This is a genomic window from Limnohabitans sp. Rim8 (assembly GCF_945901735.1).
Lineage (GTDB): Bacteria > Pseudomonadota > Gammaproteobacteria > Burkholderiales > Burkholderiaceae_C > Limnohabitans_A.
Map to the genome: position 1 here is coordinate 65,902 of NZ_CAMDLM010000002.1, position 16,206 is coordinate 82,107.

Here is a 16,206-nt window from a genome sequence, read left to right on the forward strand (position 1 = left end):
ATGGATGATTGAAGATCGGACGGCGAAGGGGCTCAGCGCTGCCAGCAGGCGCAGGCCGGATGGATTGTGCGTCACAGCGTGAGGGACTTAGCGCTCAGGTGTAGCACCCGATTGTGGCTCAAATGCGCGGATGAACCGCACTGCATGAATTCAAGATGGCTGTGGCAACAAGGTTTTGGGGTGGATCGGTTTTGAAGGCGCCACACGCTGAATCGCCCGTGTGGCGTTGATGGGCAGCAGTGGGGGACTGACCAAGCGGGTGCTGGGTGCCGCGAAACTGCGCGCGGCACTTTTTACAGGCGGTTTGGGGCCGGAAGACAGCTTGTATTTTTCCTGATCGGACAGCGCCAGGTAGGCCTCCCACTGGGCCCGCTTGTCTTGGGCAGACAGGGATTGGGTGGTGTTGAAGTGAAAGCGCGCCTGGCTGCGTTGGCGAGGACTGAGCGCCGCCCATTCCCGCATGCGGCTGTGCAGGGTCATCTGTTCCTCGTCACTGAGCTGCAGAAAATTTCTGGACAGAGTCAGCCATTTTTGTCGCTGCTGTGCCGTCAGTTCATGCCATTCCTCGCTCAATGGGCCCAGAGCTTGTTTTTGACGTTTGCTCAAGGACTTCCAAGAACTGGAGTCGGAGGGGTGTGAGCTTTTGGAGGCGCTGGATGTCAAGGGAACTTGCACACTGTGTCCCAATGCCGGTGTGGCCGGCAAAGACGGGTCGGTGACCGCATTCATGCTGGCTGGCACGTTCGAGTTGGGCATAGACGCTTGTTGTTCAGCCGGGGCTGGTGCATTTCCCATTGGGATCTGTGTTTGTGCCCAGACTTGCATGCCCAAGCTCAGTGCCAAGGTGCCCAGGCAGCTGATGCCCCATCCTGGCCTGAGCCAGCTCAGACCAAGTTGACACACAGGCTGCTCGGCCGTGTGCTGAAGGCCAAACTTGAAACCCGTTTCAGTCATGCCGTGCGTTTTGCTGAAGCTTGAGGAACTGGGCAAAGCCTGGGTCGGTGTAGGCGTCCGGTGGTAATTCGTCGAGCAGCAGGGCCGAGTCAAGGGAGGCGATGTCGGACTCGGCCAAATCTTGTTGCAGGGCCTGAATGAACATCAGGCCTGACACCAGGGCCAACAAAGGGAGGGCCGAGGCCAGGATGCGCCAAAGGTTCAGGCCCTCATCGGGTTGCCCGCTGAGCGTGCCATTGGCTTGCAAGGCCAGGCTGTGACGCAGCAGGCGTTGCGGCATGGGGCGGGTCTTCAGGGCCATTTGGCGGGCCACGCGCAGCCGCTCGCCGATGTCATGCCCCAAATCCTGCGAGGCCACGTCCAATTGCGCGGCCAAAGTCCTGCCCCAAAGGTCCATGTCGGCGGTGGTGGATGTCTGGGAATTTTTCATGGTTTCATGCCTTGGAGGGCCAAGGTTTTACTCAAGGACTGGATAGCGCGGGAGCAATGGGTCTTAACGCTGCCTTCAGAGCAGCCCATCACGGCGGCGGTTTCAGCCACGTCCAGCTCCTCCCAATAACGCAGGAGGAAGGCTTCTCGTTGACGTGCCGGCAGGCTCATGATGGCTTTTTCAATATGTTCCAGGGTTTGCACCCGCCCCAACCATTGCTCAGCGCTTTGACTGGCGGGGGCGTCGGCCGCACCTGTGGTGACTTCGAGCAGGTCAAAGTCGCCCAGGTCGTCTCGGTGGTCAAAATCGTCCAGGTTGGAAAACAAGGCATTGCGCGTCTTGCGACGGCGAAACCAATCGAGCACGGTATTTGACAATATCCGTTGGAACAGCAAAGGCAGCTCTGGTGCCGGTTTGTCTGAGTAGTGGCTGCACAACTTGATCATGCTGTCTTGCACGATGTCCAAGGCCCCTTCTTCATCGCCCACGTGGTAATAGGCCCGTTTGAAGGCTTTTTTCTCCACGCTTTTGAGAAAGTCAGAAATGTCGGTATCCGAGGCCAAGTTGCTTGCAGCGGCGGGCTGTGTCCTGTGTAGGCGAGATTTGAGTGCGGGTGGCGAGACTTGCGATGGTGCGATGCAATTATGTCACTCACCCAGATGTGGGTGGTCTGTTTTAAAGGCCCGCTGTCAACGGTGCGATAATAGCGGGTTGCAATTGAAAAAAAGCAAACGGATCACCGTCCGGCACTTTTACAGTTTGGTGCCCATGTCTGTGGTCTCAAGTCCCAAAGCCACTTCACAAGAGTCGAGCCAAGGGGCACCCAAGGTTTTTCGTTAGAGAAATTCACAAAGGTTCAAAAGGTTGAATATGGAAATCAATAAAGCCGAAATGGCATCCGCTGCGTCCGTCGCTTCTTCAGGTCAAGAGTTGCGTGGGGCCGAAATTCTGGTCAAAGCGTTGCAGGCCGAAAACGTTCAATTCGTTTGGGGCTATCCCGGTGGGGCTGTGCTTCACATCTACGACGCTTTTTACAAACAAGAAACCATCCAGCACGTGCTGGTCCGCCACGAGCAAGCGGCGGTGCACGCTGCCGATGGCTACGCTCGCGCAACTGGCGAAGTGGGTGTGGCGCTTGTCACGTCGGGCCCCGGTCTGACCAACGCTGTGACCGGCATCGCCACCGCTTACATGGACAGCATTCCCATGGTCATCATCAGTGGGCAAGTGCCCACTGCGGCCATTGGCCTAGATGCCTTCCAGGAATGCGACACCGTGGGCATCACCCGCCCCATCGTCAAGCACAACTTCCTGGTCAAAGACGCCAAGGACATGGCCGAGGTCATGAAAAAAGCCTTCCACATTGCGCGCACCGGTCGCCCTGGCCCGGTGGTGGTCGATGTACCCAAGGACGTGTCTTTCAACAAAACACTGTTCACAGGCTACCCCGACAAGGTCGAGATGCGCTCGTATAACCCGGTGCGCAAGGGCCATGGTGGCCAGATCCGCAAGGCCATGCAGCTGTTGATGTCGGCCAAGCGCCCTTACATCTACACCGGCGGCGGCGTGTTGCTGAGCAACGCCAGCACCGAGTTGCGCGCGCTGGTGGACATGCTGAACTTCCCGGTCACCAACACCTTGATGGGTTTGGGCGCTTTCCCGGCCAATGACCGCCGATTCTTGGGCATGTTGGGCATGCACGGCACGCTGGAGGCCAACAACGCCATGCAAAACTGCGACGTCTTGCTGGCCGTGGGCGCCCGCTTTGACGACCGCGTCATTGGCAACCCCAAGCATTTCGCGCAAAACGAACGCAAAATCATCCACATCGACATCGATCCTTCGAGCATCTCCAAGCGCGTCAAGGTGGATGTGCCGATCGTGGGCGACGTCAAAGACGTGCTGGTCGAATTGATGGGCATGATCCGCGAATCTGGTCTCAAGCCCGACAGCCAATCGCTGGCGCAGTGGTGGCAGACGGTCGAAGGTTGGCGCAGCCGCGATTGCATGAAGTACGACAGCACCAACAGCATGGTCATCAAGCCGCAAAAGGTCATCGAGACCTTGTGGGACATGACCAAGGACGCCGACGCCTACATCACCTCGGACGTGGGCCAGCACCAGATGTGGGCTGCCCAGTACTATAAGTTCAACGAGCCGCGTCGCTGGATCAACTCCGGTGGCTTGGGCACCATGGGCGTGGGCATTCCTTACGCCATGGGCATCAAACTGGCCAAGCCCGACAGCGAGGTGTATTGCGTGACGGGTGAAGGCTCGGTGCAAATGTGCATCCAAGAGCTTTCGACCTGCCTGCAATACAACACGCCCATCAAAGTCGTGGCCCTGAACAACGGTTACTTGGGCATGGTGCGCCAGTGGCAGGAGATTGATTACTCCGGTCGTTACAGCCACAGCTACATGGATGCTTTGCCCAACTTCGTGAAGTTGGCTGAGGCCTATGGCCACGTCGGCATCTTGGTGGAAAAGCCTGAGGATGTGGAGCCTGCTTTGCGCGAAGCACGCAGGCTCAAGGACCGCACGGTTTTCCTGGACATCCGTACGGACCCCACTGAAAACGTGTTCCCCATGGTCAAGGCTGGCAAAGGCATCACCGAGATGCTGATGGGCGCTGAAGATCTTTAATTAATTCCACTGGACGAATCTATTGCCCGCCAAGCCTGCGCATTACCGTGCGCAGGGGAGGGCGGCGAGAAGAGGAATCACACATGAAACACATCATCGCTGTATTGATTGAAAACGAAGCGGGCGCATTGTCCCGCGTGGTGGGTTTATTTTCGGCCCGCGGCTACAACATCGAGTCACTCACGGTAGCGCCAACCGAAGACCCCAGCCTCTCGCGCATGACCATTCAGACTGCTGGCTCTGACGATGTGATCGAGCAGATCACCAAGCACCTGAACCGCCTGATCGAGGTGGTCAAGGTGGTCGACCTGACAGAGGGCGCCTACACCGAGCGCGAGTTGATGCTCGTCAAAGTGCGTGCCGTGGGCAAGGAACGCGAAGAAATGAAACGCATGGCCGACATTTTCCGTGGCCGTGTGATTGATGTCACCGACAAGAGCTACACGATTGAGCTCACCGGTGACCAATCGAAGAACGACGCCTTTTTGGAGGCGATCGACCGCAGCGCCATTTTGGAGACCGTGCGCACCGGTGCATGCGGTATCGGGCGCGGCGAGCGCATCCTGCGCGTCTAAATCCAATCACCAACCTGTTTATTCCTAAGGAGAACCCTGTGAAAGTTTTTTACGACAAAGATTGTGATCTGAGCGTCATCAAGGGCAAGACTGTGGCCATTCTTGGTTACGGCTCGCAAGGCCACGCCCATGCCCAAAACCTGAACGACAGTGGTGTCAAGGTGGTGGTCGGTCTGCGCAAAGGTGGTGCATCTTGGGACAAAGTCGGCAAAGCCGGTCTCACGGTGATGGAAGTCAACGACGCTGTGAAGGCCGCTGATGTGGTCATGATCTTGTTGCCCGACGAAATGATCGCCGAGGTCTACAACAACAACGTAGCCCCTCACATCAAGCATGGCGCTTCGCTGGCTTTTGCCCATGGCTTCAACGTGCACTACAACCAAGTTGTGCCGCGCGAAGACTTGGACGTGTGGATGGTCGCACCCAAGGCCCCAGGTCACACCGTGCGCAACACCTACACCCAAGGTGGCGGTGTGCCCCACCTGGTCGCGATTCACCAGGACAAGAGCGGCAAGGCTCGTGCGATGGCCCTGAGCTACGCCATGGCCAACGGTGGCGGCAAGGCCGGCATCATCGAGACCAACTTCAAAGAAGAGACCGAAACCGACTTGTTCGGCGAGCAGGCTGTTCTGTGTGGTGGCGCCGTTGAGCTGATCAAGATGGGTTACGAGACTTTGGTGGAAGCCGGTTACGCCCCAGAAATGGCTTACTTCGAGTGCTTGCACGAACTCAAGCTGATCGTGGACCTGATCTACGAAGGCGGCATCGGCAACATGAACTACTCGATCTCTAACAACGCCGAATACGGCGAGTACGTGACCGGTCCTGAAATCATCAACGAGCAGTCACGCGTGGCCATGCGCAACGCCTTGAAGCGTATCCAGACGGGTGAATACGCCAAAATGTTCATCTTGGAAGGCCGCACCAACTACCCCAGCATGACAGCCCGCCGGCGCTTGACGTCCGAGCATTCCATCGAAGTGGTGGGTGCCCAGTTGCGCGCCATGATGCCTTGGATCGCCAAGAACAAGTTGGTCGACAAGACCCGTAACTGATCCAGGCCCTTGGGCAAGAATGGAAAAGGCCACTGTGGTGGCCTTTTTCTTGGGCGCTGGGTCTGCCTTAAACTCGGCTCCTACGTTATGAATCCGAAAAACCGCAACAGGAATGGACGATGAACAAAACCACCGACACCGCTGAAGACAAAGAAGGCCCTGTGCCGGTGCGTAAACCCTCCAAGGGCATTTACATGCTGCCCAACATGATCACTTTGGCGGCTCTGTTTGCTGGTTTTTATGCCATCGTCATGGCCATCAATGGCCGGTTTGACCTGGCCACCGTGGGCATTTTCAGCGCTATGGTGCTCGACAGCCTGGACGGTCGCGTGGCCCGCATGACCAACACCCAAAGTGCCTTTGGCGAGCAAATGGATTCGCTGTCGGACATGGTGTCCTTTGGCGCGGCACCCGCTTTGATCGCTTATGTCTGGACGCTCAAGGAGTTGGGCCGTTGGGGCTGGATTGCGGCCTTTGTTTACTGTGCTTGCGCGGCGTTGCGCTTGGCGCGCTTCAACGTCAACACGGGCGTGGTCGACAAGCGTTATTTTCAGGGCCTGCCCTCGCCTGCGGCTGCGGCCTTGGTCATGGGTTTTGTCTGGATCATGTTTGAAAACGCCGTGCCCGCCAAGGCCGTGTCCTGGGGCATGTTTGCCGTGTGCCTGTTTGCTGGCTTGACCATGGTGACCAATGTACCGTTTTACAGTTTCAAGGACATGCACATGAAAAAGAGCGTGCCTTTTGCCACGCTGGTGCTGGTGGCTTTGGGGATTGCGGCCGTGAACATCGATCCGCCAACTGTCTTGTTTGGGTCGTTTGTGGCTTACGGCTTGAGTGGCTATGTGATTTATATCTGGCGCAAGGCCAAAGGACAGCCCACCAGCATGATCAGCACCTCCACCGACGAACCCGACGAACGCGGTTTGCACCAATGATGTCAACTGCACGACAGTTCGGGTTTTGAACTGTGCTACAGTATTGATATGAATTTTTCTTTGTTTGCACTACTGCTAGCGCCTCACGGGCGGGATGTGTAGCGCACGCAAACATTTTCCCAAAAGGCCCGTATGCCATCCGCAACGGGCCTTTTGCATTTTTGCTTGGACTTGCGGGTTTTTGACCAGGAGTGAACATGGCTGACAAACTGATTATTTTCGACACCACCTTGCGCGACGGCGAGCAATCGCCCGGTGCCTCCATGACCCGCGATGAGAAGCTGCGCATTGCCCGCCAACTGGAGCGTCTGCGTGTGGACGTGATCGAAGCCGGTTTTGCGGCCAGTTCCAACGGCGACTTTGAGGCGGTGAAAGCCATTGCCGATGTGATCAAGGATTCCACCATTTGCTCTTTGTCACGTGCCAACGACCGCGACATCTCGCGCGCCGCCGAAGCCCTCAAAGGGGCCAACAGCGGACGCATTCACACCTTCATTGCCACGTCGCCCTTGCACATGGAAAAGAAGCTGCGCATGACACCTGACCAGGTGTTTGAGCAGGCCAAGCAGTCGGTGCGCTTTGCCCGTAACCTGGTGAGCGATGTGGAATTCAGCCCGGAAGACGGCTACCGCAGTGACATGGATTTCCTGTGCCGGATCCTAGAGGCCGTGATTGCCGAGGGGGCCAGTACCATCAACGTGCCCGACACGGTGGGTTACGCGGTGCCCGAACTTTATGGTGAGTTCATCCGCACTTTGCGCGAGCGCATTCCCAACTCGGACAAAGCGATTTGGTCCGTGCATTGCCACAACGACTTGGGCATGGCGGTGGCCAACTCCCTGGCCGGTGTGAAGATCGGCGGCGCACGCCAGGTGGAGTGCACCATCAACGGGCTGGGCGAGCGCGCAGGCAACTGTTCGCTGGAAGAAGTGGTCATGGCCGTGAAGACGCGGCGTGACTATTTTGGTCTGGATGTGGGCATCGATGCGAGCCACATCTTGGCCGCCAGCCGCATGGTCAGTCAAACCACCGGTTTTGTGGTCCAGCCCAACAAGGCGGTGGTGGGTGCGAACGCTTTTGCCCACGCCTCGGGCATTCACCAAGATGGCGTACTCAAGGCCCGCGATACCTACGAAATCATGCGTGCGGAAGATGTGGGTTGGTCCAACAACAAAATCGTGTTGGGCAAACTGAGCGGCCGCAACGCGTTCAAACAACGTTTGCAAGACTTGGGCGTGACCCTGGACAGTGAAACCGAAATCAACAACGCTTTTGCCAAGTTCAAGGAGTTGGCCGATCGCAAAAGTGAGATCTTTGACGAGGACATCCTGGCCTTGGTCAGTGACGAAAGCGTCAGCACCGAAAAAGAGCAGTACGGCTTTGTCTCGATGTCCCAGCACAGCGAAACCGGCGAACGCCCGCATGCGGCCGTGGTCTTCACCGTGCAGGGCAAGGAAGTGAGCACCGAGTCGGATGGCAATGGCCCGGTGGATGCCTCCCTCAAGGCGATCGAGTCGCATGTCAAAAGTGGCGCAGAAATGGTGCTGTATTCGGTCAACGCCATTAGTGGCTCCACCGAAAGTCAGGGGGAGGTGACTGTGCGGTTGCAAAACAGTGGGCGGGTGGTCAACGGTGTCGGGTCCGATCCGGACATCGTGGTGGCTTCGGCCAAGGCTTACCTGAGTGCATTGAATAAATTACAGAGCAAAGCCGATCGCGTCGCTGCGCAGGGTTAAAATGCATTCAAAATAAGTAATTATTTGCTTTATAAAAGTCACGTAAGTCATTGTTCTTGCCTGACTTTTTTTATTTCGGTACACTGTCTTTCGTATTTGAAAAAACACACCATCAGGACATGCCATTGAAACCAGTTTCTATTTTTCCTTTGCCCAGATCCTGGTTTCGCATCGCTGTATTGGCCATGGTGGTGGGTCTGCTCACCCTCGTGTCGGGCCAGTTGAGTCTGGCATATGCGCAAAATAGCCAGCAGACACCCGCGAAGGCGCAAAAGAACAAAAAAAGTGCCGAAAAGTCGGTCGGACCCCGGAAAGCTCAACCAAGTCAAATCGCCTCGGCAAAAAAAACCTCATCAGCCAAGTCTTCTGGTCATAAAAGGCAAACGTCCAAAGCGACCCTGAACGCTAAAAACGTGAAAGCCAGCCAAAACGCGCGCCCCATTCGCGCTTCTTTTGGTCAAATCGCGGGTTTGCATGCCACTTCCGACGCACTTGGCTTGCATTCCAGCGTGGCCTTGGTGGTGGACCAAGAGACGCAGGAAGTCCTCTACAGCAAGAATGACCATGTGGTTTTGCCTATCGCATCCCTGACCAAACTGATGACGGGTTTGGTCATCGCTGAGGCCAATTTACCCATGGACGAACGCATCCGCATTACCCAGGCCGATGTGGACACCGAAAAAGGGAGTTCTTCCCGCCTGGCCGTAGGCACAGTGCTCAGCCGTGGTGACTTGATGCACTTGTCCTTGATGTCCAGTGAAAACCGCGCAGCACATGCATTGGGACGCACTTTCCCGGGTGGCATGGATCTGTTCATCAGTCGAATGAATCAGCGTGCCCGTTCATTGGGCATGACAGACACACGCTATGTCGAGCCAACGGGGCTGTCCAGCCAAAACCAGTCAAGTGCCAATGATTTGGCGGTTTTAGCCGCCAAGGCCTACAACGAGCCCATGCTGAGAGAATTGTCCACCTCGCAAGGTCGTGAGGTCGCGGTGGGCAGTAGAACACTGCAGTACAACAACACCAACGGATTGATCAAAAATCCACAATGGGACATTGGTCTGCAAAAAACCGGTTACATCTCGGAGGCCGGTCGTTGCTTGGTCATGCAAGCCCAGGTGGCAGGTCGAAAGTTGATCATGGTTTTTCTCGATTCGACGGGAAAGTTCAGCCGAATGGGTGACGCCGAGCGGGTGCGAAAGTGGCTTGAGCAAAAGTCGTCCATGGACCAGCGCTCTTTGGCGTCAGCAGTTCGGACGCCTGGTTGAAAGCGGCCAAGTCAATTCACAGGACCGGCCTTCAGTGTGATTCGTGGTGCCCCAAAGTCTCGGATATCGATTTGGCGGTTTCTTGTAACTTGGGCAGCCAGCTTTCGTCCAGCCGATCGGCCGGGGCAGAGATAGACAAGCCTGCCAGCAGCTTACCCTGGTCATCGTAGATGCCTGCTGCGATGCAGCGCACACCCAACTCCAGCTCTTCATTGTCACGCGCAAAGCCGGACTGGTTGACTCGGGAGAGCTCTCTTTCCAGCACTTGCAGTTGCGTGATGCTATTGCGTGTCTGGCCCGCCAAGCCGGTGCGCGTGGCATAAGCGCGCACTCGCAAAGGGTCGTCTGCGGCCAGGAAAAGCTTGCCCACCGACGTCAGGTGCAAAGGCGCGCGACCACCAATGGCGCGGACCACCTGCATGCCAGAGCGTTCGCTGTAGGCGCGTTCGATGTAGACAATTTCGTCGCCTTGGCGCATGCTCAAGTTGACGGGTTGTTGAATGAGTTTGTGCAGGTCACGCATGGGGGCAAGGGCCGCATCGCGCACATTGAGCCTGCCCTTGACCAAGTTGCCCAATTCCAGCAAACGCATGCCCAGGCGATAGTGGCCAGCCTCTGGGCGGTCCACAAAGCGCCCGGTGGCCAGGTCGTTCAGGATTCGGTGGGCCGTAGAGGGGTGCAGCCCGGTTTTTTGGCTGATCTCCTTGAGCGAGATGGCTTCTTCGCGGGAGGCCAGCACGTCGATCAGGCTGAACATGCGTTCAATCACCTGGATGGTGGGCACGGTCGTGAGGGCGGGGTCTTTTTTCATTGTGTCATGCCAAGAGATTTCATTTTACACAGTGAAATGAAGGGGTTTGTTGGGTTGCGGGGTCAACGAAATTTGCCTCGACAAAAGGGCCTAACCGGCGCTTCAATCAAAAGCCTGCCATTGGCCCTGCACCTTGAGTTCGCAAGGCTTGAAGCGGGATTTGTAATTCATTTTGGGGCTGCCATCGATCCAGTAACCCAGGTAGACATAGGACAGACCCAGTTGGGCCGCTTGCTGGATTTGCCAGAGTACCCCGAAGGTGCCAAAGCTGGCCGCTTCAGCGGGTTCGTAAAAGGTGTAGACCGCCGATAAACCGTGGTTGAGCACATCGACGATGCTGACCATCTTCAGTTCACCGAGTTCCTCGCCAATGCCAGGGGCTCTGAATTCCACAAGGCGCGAGTTGACGCGGCTTTGCAATAAAAACTGGGTGTACTGGTCGACGCTGTCGTGGTCCATGCCGCCGCCCGGGTGGCACGTGTTTTGGTAGCGCAAGTACAGGGCGTAATGCTCTGGGTCGTAATGCAAGTCGAGCACACGCACCCTCAATTCTCGGTGCGCTTGCCAAGCGCGACGCTGGCTGCGGTCAGGTTTGAAAGCGTCCACCCGCACCCGCAAAGGCTGACAGGCTTGGCAGCCGTCGCAGTAAGGGCGGTAGGTGAACAGGCCGCTGCGCCGAAAGCCTTGCTCCACCAGTTCGGCATAGACCTCGTTGTGGATCAGGTGGCTGGGGGTGGCGACTTGGGAGCGGGCGGAGCGCTCGGGCAGGTAGCTGCACGAGTAAGGGGCTGTGGCGTAGAACTGCAAGGCCTGCAGCGGTAGTTCTTTGAGTTGGGTCATTTGGTGGGGGACGCCAATGAATCCAGAGCCGGCCAATTCAGGGACTGACGCGCCCAGTCAATGGGGCCTTGTTCGCACCCTTCATGCACGCCGCGCACAAAGTCGCTGCGCGGTATTTCACGGGCCCCCAGCGAGCCCAGGTGCCGGGTGTTTTGCTGGCAATCAATCGATTTGACCCCGTGTTGCAAGCAGACACTGACCAAGCAGGCCAGTGCCATCTTGGAGCCATCGCTGACGGTGGTGAACATGGACTCGCCAAACACAGCACGGCCCAAGGCCACGAAGTACAGGCCAGCCACGAGTTCGCCATCGATGCGCAATTCACAACTGTGGGCCAGGCCCATGCGGTGCAGTTCTTCGTAAGCAGCCACCATCTGAGGCACGATCCAGGTGCCTTTTTGACCCGTGCGTGGCGATGAGGCGCAGCGGCGAATCACCTGGTCAAAGTCCCGATCAAAGCACAGCTCAAAGTCAGGGTTCAGGCTCCAACGTTTGAAGCTTTGCTGCAGCGATCTGTGCAAGCGGAAATCACATGTTTTCAGCACCATGCGGGGGTCGGGGCTCCACCAAAGGACAGGTTGGCCCACGTTGAACCAGGGAAAAACGCCTTCGGCATAAGCACCCACCAAACGCTGGGCCGACACATCGTTGCTGGCGGCCAGCAGTCCTGGCGCGGGCGATGAGGCCCCCCAAGCCCGGCTGACCGGGGGGAGGGCCTGGCCCTCCACAACCCAGGGCAGTTCAGGGGCATGGGCGTTTGCTTCGGCTTCGCTGGTCATGGCGTCATTACACAATAAAAGCCGCAGTGCGGCGTGGCGCTATGATTTTGCCGATGCAAAACCTGCCCGCTCACTGGATACAACCCGATTGGCCGATCGACGCACGCGTGCATGCGCTCATGACCAGCCGCCAGGGCGGGGTTTCGGCCGCCCCTTGGGACAGCATGAACTTGGGTGATCATGTGGGTGACCGGTCGGCCGATGTGCAGACCAACCGCGAGCGCCTGGCGGCGCAGATCGGGCAGAGGCCGGTGTTTTTGCAACAAGTTCACGGGGTGGCCAGCCTGCAACTGGGCGCGGCCACGCCCCAGGGGCTGGTGGCCGATGCCTGCTGGAGCCGCGATCCGGGTGTGGTCTGCACCATCATGGTGGCCGATTGTTTGCCGGTTTTGCTTGGCGACGCAGCAGGGCGCTGGGTGGCTGCAGCCCATGCGGGTTGGCGTGGGCTGGCCGGGCCGGGTGTGGCCACCCCGTCAAAAGGGCTTGGTGTTCTGGAAAGCTTGTGGGCCGACTTGCAGCGTGCCGGGGTCGATGTGTCAGACGTGATGGCTTGGCTGGGGCCATGCATTGGACCGCAAGCCTTTGAAGTGGGGCCCGAAGTGCGGGCCGCTTTCGACGATGGCTCGCCCGAGGTACGGGCCATGTTCACGCCGACAGCCCAAGGAAAGTACATGGCCAATTTGGCCGGTTTGGCCCGCGGACGGTTGCAAGGTTTGGGTATTTCGCGCATAAATGGCAATGACAGTACCCCGCCTTGGTGCACAGTCACAGGGTCAGAGTTCTTTTTTTCCCACCGCAGGGACAGCCGCAGCCTCGGGCAAAGCGGGCGCATGGCCGCCTGTATCTGGCTGGACCTCTGAGTCGGGCTGGATGACCGCCGCCGCTTGCCTGGCCTGCTGTTCCTGTTGGTGAATGGCCTTGCGGCGCAGGGGCGTGCCCATCAGGTAAACCACCAAGGCCATGGGCAGCAAACCATAGAACACAAAAGTGATGATGGCCCCCAGCACACTGCCTTGTGAGCTAAAGGCTTCAGCCAAGGCCATGAGCAGGGTCACGTAAAGCCAGCCGATCACGATCAAATACATAAATATTTAGCCCTTGTAATTTAGGTGACAACAAACTGAAAGATACTCGGATGTTGAGATTTCAGAAAAACGACCGATTCAGGAGACAAATGATGAGCACTTCCACGCCGGATTTTTGGTCCCAAATGAGCGCAGGCCTCCAGCAAGAGCTGAGCAAAAGCTGGGGTCAGGCGATGCAGCATTTTCAGACCATGGATCTCGGTGGCTTGAAGTCTTCAGCGGATTCAACTGTGCCTCAACTCAAATTCTCGCCTGAAAAGCTGCAGACCCTGCAAGGCCAGTACTTCAAAGACGCCTCTGAAATGTGGAATCAGAGCTTGCACAACAGTTTGCAGGTCAAAGACCGACGTTTTTCGGGCGAAGCCTGGGCCGCTAACCCCATGGCCGCCTTCAATGCCGCTTCTTATTTGCTCAATGCCCGAACCCTGATGGGGCTGGCCGACGCGGTGCAAGCCGACGAGAAAACACGCACCCGCATCCGGTTTGCCATCGAGCAGTGGGTGGCCGCCGCTGCGCCCAGCAATTTTTTGGCCTTCAATGCCGAGGCGCAAAAGAAAGCCATCGACACACAAGGCGAGAGCATCGCCAAGGGTGTGCAAAACCTGGTGCATGACCTGCAGCAAGGGCACGTTTCGATGACCGACGAAAGCCTGTTTGAAGTGGGCAAGAACGTGGCCACCACCGAGGGTGCTGTGGTTTTTGAAAACGATTTTTTCCAGCTCATCGAATACAAGCCGCTCACCGCCAAGGTCTACGAGAAGCCGTTTTTGCTGGTGCCCCCTTGCATCAACAAGTTCTACATCCTCGATTTGCAGCCCGAAAACTCGTTGATTCGCTATGCGGTCAGCCAAGGCCACCGCACTTTTGTGGTCAGCTGGCGCAACCCTGACGAGTCGATGGCTCAAAAGACCTGGGACGACTACATTGAGCACGCGGCCATTGAGGCCATCCACACCGTGCAGGCCATCACCGGCGCACCCAAGATCAACGCTTTGGGTTTTTGTGTGGGCGGCACCATCTTGTCCACCGCGCTGGCTGTGCTGGCAGCGCGGGGTGACAAACCCGTGGCCAGCGCCACCTTCCTCACCACCCTGATCAACTTCACCGACACCGGCATTCTGGACGTGTTCATTGACGAGAACTTCGTCAAATTCCGTGAGCAGCAGTTGGGCAAGGGCGGATTGCTCAAGGGACAGGACCTCGCGTCCACCTTCAGTTTTTTGCGTCCCAACGACCTGGTTTGGAACTATGTCGTTGGCAACTACCTCAAGGGCGAGACACCTCCCCCGTTTGACTTGCTTTATTGGAACAGCGACTCGACCAACTTGCCGGGCCCTTTCTACGCTTGGTACTTGCGCAACACCTACCTGGAAAATAACATCGTCAAACCCCGCAAAGTCAAGGTGTGCGGCGAAGCGATTGACCTGGGCAAGGTTGACATGCCCGTGTACATCTACGGTTCACGCGAAGACCACATCGTGCCCATCGGGGGGGCGTATGCCAGCACCCAGGTGTTGCCAGGTAAAAAGCGCTTTGTCATGGGGGCTTCTGGCCACATCGCCGGCGTCATCAATCCGCCCGCGGCCAAAAAGCGCAGCCACTGGTTGAGCGATGGCAGCACATTCCCCGCCGATGTGAACGACTGGATCGCCAGCGCCAAAGAGGTGCCTGGCAGCTGGTGGACCGATTGGTCGAATTGGCTCAAGGGCCATGCGGGCAAGCAAATGACCGCACCCAAAACCTATGGCAAAGCGGCCAAATACAAAGCCATCGAAGCGGCCCCTGGTCGTTACGTCAAAGCCAAAGCCTGATTGATTTTTACTGGAGAAAGAAAATGGAAGACATCGTCATCGTTGCAGCTGCACGCACCCCCGTGGGCAAGTTTGGTGGTTCGCTGGCCAAGACGCCCGCCACCGAGCTGGGCAGCATCGTCATCAAGGGTTTGCTGGAGCGCAGCGGTTTGCCGGTGGATGCCATTGGTGAAGTCATCATGGGCCAAGTGCTGGCCGCTGGCGTGGGCCAAAATCCTGCCCGCCAGGCCATGATGAAAGCCGGTGTGGCCAAGGAAACCCCGGCCCTGACCATCAACGCCGTGTGCGGCTCGGGCCTGAAGGCCGTGATGCTGGCCGCGCAAGCCGTGGCTTGGGGCGACAGCGAAATCGTCATCGCCGGTGGCCAAGAAAACATGAGCGCCAGCCCGCATGTGCTGAACGGCAGCCGCGATGGCCAGCGCATGGGCGACTGGAAAATGACCGACACCATGATCGTCGACGGCCTGTGGGACGTGTACAACCAATACCACATGGGCATCACTGCCGAGAACGTGGCCAAAGCCCACGGCATCACCCGCGACATGCAAGACGCCTTGGCGGCAGGCAGCCAGCGCAAGGCCGCGGCCGCGCAAGAAGCGGGCAAGTTCAAAGACGAAATCGTGGACGTGCTGATCCCTCAGCGCAAGGGAGATGCACTGGTGTTCAACACCGACGAGTTCATCAACAAGAAAACCACCGTGGAAGTATTGGCAGGGTTGCGCCCGGCGTTTGACAAGGCGGGCAGCGTGACGGCGGGCAACGCCTCTGGCATCAACGATGGCGCTGCCGCTGTGATGGTCATGTCCGCCAAGAAGGCCGCAGCTTTGGGCCTCAAGCCTCTGGCCCGCATTGTCGCCTTTGGCACCAGTGGCCTGGACCCGGCCACCATGGGCATGGGCCCCGTGCCGGCGTCTCAAAAGGCGCTGGCCCGCGCCGGCTGGAAAGCTCAAGACGTGGACCTGTTCGAACTGAACGAAGCCTTTGCCGCGCAAGCTTGCGCCGTCAACCAGGCGCTGGACATCGATCCGGCCAAGGTCAACGTCAACGGCGGTGCCATCGCCATCGGTCACCCCATCGGCGCATCCGGTTGCCGCATTTTGGTGACCTTGCTGCACGAAATGCAGCGAACACAGGCCCAAAAAGGTCTGGCCGCTTTGTGCATTGGTGGCGGCATGGGCGTGTCCCTGGCCATCGAGCGCGTTTAAAAACCAGGCACGCTACCGCCTTGGATTGGCACACTGCCCAGCTGTATAAGGGCAGCCCTTCCGAAGGATGTGAGTG

Annotated in this window: 16 protein-coding genes; 9 read left to right on the forward strand and 7 right to left on the reverse strand. The window is 57.8% G+C overall.

Features of this window, described 5'->3' with window-relative positions; all coding sequences use genetic code 11:
- Nucleotides 1–150: 150 nt before the first annotated feature.
- From Q0O99_RS01550 to Q0O99_RS01560, 3 genes are read right to left on the reverse strand one after another with little or no spacing between them, the layout of a single operon-like run.
- Nucleotides 151–954, reverse strand: coding sequence for a DUF3106 domain-containing protein (locus tag Q0O99_RS01550; protein WP_293747829.1), 804 nt, complete (start codon nt 952–954; stop codon nt 151–153).
- Entirely contained in the window at nt 947–1,384 is a 438-nt protein-coding gene (locus Q0O99_RS01555; RefSeq protein ID WP_293747831.1) for a DUF3619 family protein, read from the reverse strand. The genes Q0O99_RS01550 and Q0O99_RS01555 overlap by 8 nt, the downstream gene beginning before the upstream one ends.
- Nucleotides 1,381–1,947: an RNA polymerase sigma factor gene (locus Q0O99_RS01560; RefSeq protein ID WP_293747833.1), complete on the reverse strand. Its 567-nt coding sequence runs from the start codon at nt 1,945–1,947 to the stop codon at nt 1,381–1,383. The genes Q0O99_RS01555 and Q0O99_RS01560 overlap by 4 nt, the downstream gene beginning before the upstream one ends.
- Before the next feature lie 307 nt (nt 1,948–2,254).
- Here Q0O99_RS01560 and Q0O99_RS01565 point away from each other — a divergent pair, with 307 nt between their 5' ends.
- The 6 genes from Q0O99_RS01565 (at nt 2,255) to Q0O99_RS01590 (ending at nt 9,599) form a co-directional block, all read left to right on the forward strand.
- Complete coding sequence (locus Q0O99_RS01565; protein WP_293747835.1) at nt 2,255–4,027, forward strand: acetolactate synthase 3 catalytic subunit; 1,773 nt, start codon at nt 2,255–2,257, stop codon at nt 4,025–4,027.
- A gap of 83 nt (nt 4,028–4,110) precedes the next feature.
- Nucleotides 4,111–4,602, forward strand: coding sequence for an acetolactate synthase small subunit (gene ilvN / locus Q0O99_RS01570; protein ID WP_019429372.1), 492 nt, complete (start codon nt 4,111–4,113; stop codon nt 4,600–4,602).
- A 38-nt stretch (nt 4,603–4,640) separates the two neighbouring features.
- Nucleotides 4,641–5,657, forward strand: a complete 1,017-nt coding sequence (gene ilvC / locus Q0O99_RS01575) for a ketol-acid reductoisomerase (RefSeq protein WP_293747846.1) — start codon at nt 4,641–4,643, stop codon at nt 5,655–5,657.
- Nucleotides 5,658–5,776: 119 nt separating this feature from the next.
- Nucleotides 5,777–6,592 carry a CDP-diacylglycerol--serine O-phosphatidyltransferase gene (gene pssA, locus Q0O99_RS01580; protein ID WP_293747848.1) on the forward strand — a complete coding sequence of 272 codons (816 nt, stop codon included), beginning with the start codon at nt 5,777–5,779 and terminating at the stop codon, nt 6,590–6,592.
- 197 nt (nt 6,593–6,789) lie between these two features.
- Nucleotides 6,790–8,328, forward strand: a complete 1,539-nt coding sequence (locus Q0O99_RS01585; RefSeq protein WP_293747849.1) for a 2-isopropylmalate synthase — start codon at nt 6,790–6,792, stop codon at nt 8,326–8,328.
- Nucleotides 8,329–8,513: 185 nt separating this feature from the next.
- Nucleotides 8,514–9,599, forward strand: coding sequence for a serine hydrolase (locus Q0O99_RS01590; protein ID WP_293748134.1), 1,086 nt, complete (start codon nt 8,514–8,516; stop codon nt 9,597–9,599).
- A gap of 31 nt (nt 9,600–9,630) precedes the next feature.
- Here Q0O99_RS01590 and Q0O99_RS01595 read toward each other — a convergent pair whose 3' ends face one another.
- The 3 genes from Q0O99_RS01595 to aat all read right to left on the reverse strand — a co-directional run bounded on the left by Q0O99_RS01595 (nt 9,631) and on the right by aat (nt 12,029).
- Nucleotides 9,631–10,410: an IclR family transcriptional regulator gene (locus Q0O99_RS01595; RefSeq protein ID WP_293747851.1), complete on the reverse strand. Its 780-nt coding sequence runs from the start codon at nt 10,408–10,410 to the stop codon at nt 9,631–9,633.
- Between the two features lie 102 nt (nt 10,411–10,512).
- Nucleotides 10,513–11,250 carry an arginyltransferase gene (locus tag Q0O99_RS01600; RefSeq protein WP_293747853.1) on the reverse strand — a complete coding sequence of 246 codons (738 nt, stop codon included), beginning with the start codon at nt 11,248–11,250 and terminating at the stop codon, nt 10,513–10,515.
- Nucleotides 11,247–12,029 carry a leucyl/phenylalanyl-tRNA--protein transferase gene (gene aat / locus Q0O99_RS01605; RefSeq protein ID WP_293747855.1) on the reverse strand — a complete coding sequence of 261 codons (783 nt, stop codon included), beginning with the start codon at nt 12,027–12,029 and terminating at the stop codon, nt 11,247–11,249. The genes Q0O99_RS01600 and aat overlap by 4 nt, the downstream gene beginning before the upstream one ends.
- 53 nt (nt 12,030–12,082) lie before the next feature.
- On the opposite strand from aat, the gene pgeF reads away from it, so the two are divergent.
- The gene (gene pgeF, locus Q0O99_RS01610) at nt 12,083–12,889 is read left to right on the forward strand and encodes a peptidoglycan editing factor PgeF (protein WP_293747857.1); all 807 of its coding nucleotides are present in this window, start codon (nt 12,083–12,085) and stop codon (nt 12,887–12,889) included.
- On the opposite strand, the gene Q0O99_RS01615 is transcribed toward pgeF, so the two are convergent.
- Nucleotides 12,803–13,114 carry a hypothetical protein gene (locus Q0O99_RS01615; protein WP_293747859.1) on the reverse strand — a complete coding sequence of 104 codons (312 nt, stop codon included), beginning with the start codon at nt 13,112–13,114 and terminating at the stop codon, nt 12,803–12,805. The genes pgeF and Q0O99_RS01615 overlap by 87 nt on opposite strands.
- Before the next feature lie 92 nt (nt 13,115–13,206).
- Between Q0O99_RS01615 and phaC the strand changes: the two genes are divergently transcribed.
- On the forward strand, nt 13,207–14,925 hold the full coding sequence (gene phaC, locus Q0O99_RS01620) for a class I poly(R)-hydroxyalkanoic acid synthase (RefSeq protein WP_293747861.1): 1,719 nt from the start codon (nt 13,207–13,209) through the stop codon (nt 14,923–14,925).
- A 23-nt stretch (nt 14,926–14,948) separates the two neighbouring features.
- Complete coding sequence (locus Q0O99_RS01625; RefSeq protein ID WP_293747863.1) at nt 14,949–16,130, forward strand: acetyl-CoA C-acetyltransferase; 1,182 nt, start codon at nt 14,949–14,951, stop codon at nt 16,128–16,130.
- The last annotated feature ends 76 nt before the right edge of the window (nt 16,131–16,206 follow it).

Excerpts from the sequence above, each read along its gene's own strand:
- Q0O99_RS01555 (WP_293747831.1), bottom strand. The coding sequence starts at position 1,384 with ATGAAAAATTCCCAGACATCCACCACCGCCGACATGGACCTTTGGGGC.
- Q0O99_RS01625 (WP_293747863.1), top strand. The coding sequence starts at position 14,949 with ATGGAAGACATCGTCATCGTTGCAGCTGCACGCACCCCCGTGGGCAAG.
- Q0O99_RS01585 (WP_293747849.1), top strand. The coding sequence starts at position 6,790 with ATGGCTGACAAACTGATTATTTTCGACACCACCTTGCGCGACGGCGAG.
- Q0O99_RS01600 (WP_293747853.1), bottom strand. The coding sequence starts at position 11,250 with ATGACCCAACTCAAAGAACTACCGCTGCAGGCCTTGCAGTTCTACGCC.
- phaC (WP_293747861.1), top strand. The coding sequence starts at position 13,207 with ATGAGCACTTCCACGCCGGATTTTTGGTCCCAAATGAGCGCAGGCCTC.
- ilvN (WP_019429372.1), top strand. The coding sequence starts at position 4,111 with ATGAAACACATCATCGCTGTATTGATTGAAAACGAAGCGGGCGCATTG.
- Q0O99_RS01590 (WP_293748134.1), top strand. The coding sequence starts at position 8,514 with ATGGTGGTGGGTCTGCTCACCCTCGTGTCGGGCCAGTTGAGTCTGGCA.
- aat (WP_293747855.1), bottom strand. The coding sequence starts at position 12,029 with ATGACCAGCGAAGCCGAAGCAAACGCCCATGCCCCTGAACTGCCCTGG.
- pgeF (WP_293747857.1), top strand. The coding sequence starts at position 12,083 with ATGCAAAACCTGCCCGCTCACTGGATACAACCCGATTGGCCGATCGAC.
- Q0O99_RS01565 (WP_293747835.1), top strand. The coding sequence starts at position 2,255 with ATGGAAATCAATAAAGCCGAAATGGCATCCGCTGCGTCCGTCGCTTCT.
- pssA (WP_293747848.1), top strand. The coding sequence starts at position 5,777 with ATGAACAAAACCACCGACACCGCTGAAGACAAAGAAGGCCCTGTGCCG.
- Q0O99_RS01550 (WP_293747829.1), bottom strand. The coding sequence starts at position 954 with ATGACTGAAACGGGTTTCAAGTTTGGCCTTCAGCACACGGCCGAGCAG.
- Q0O99_RS01595 (WP_293747851.1), bottom strand. The coding sequence starts at position 10,410 with ATGAAAAAAGACCCCGCCCTCACGACCGTGCCCACCATCCAGGTGATT.
- Q0O99_RS01615 (WP_293747859.1), bottom strand. The coding sequence starts at position 13,114 with ATGTATTTGATCGTGATCGGCTGGCTTTACGTGACCCTGCTCATGGCC.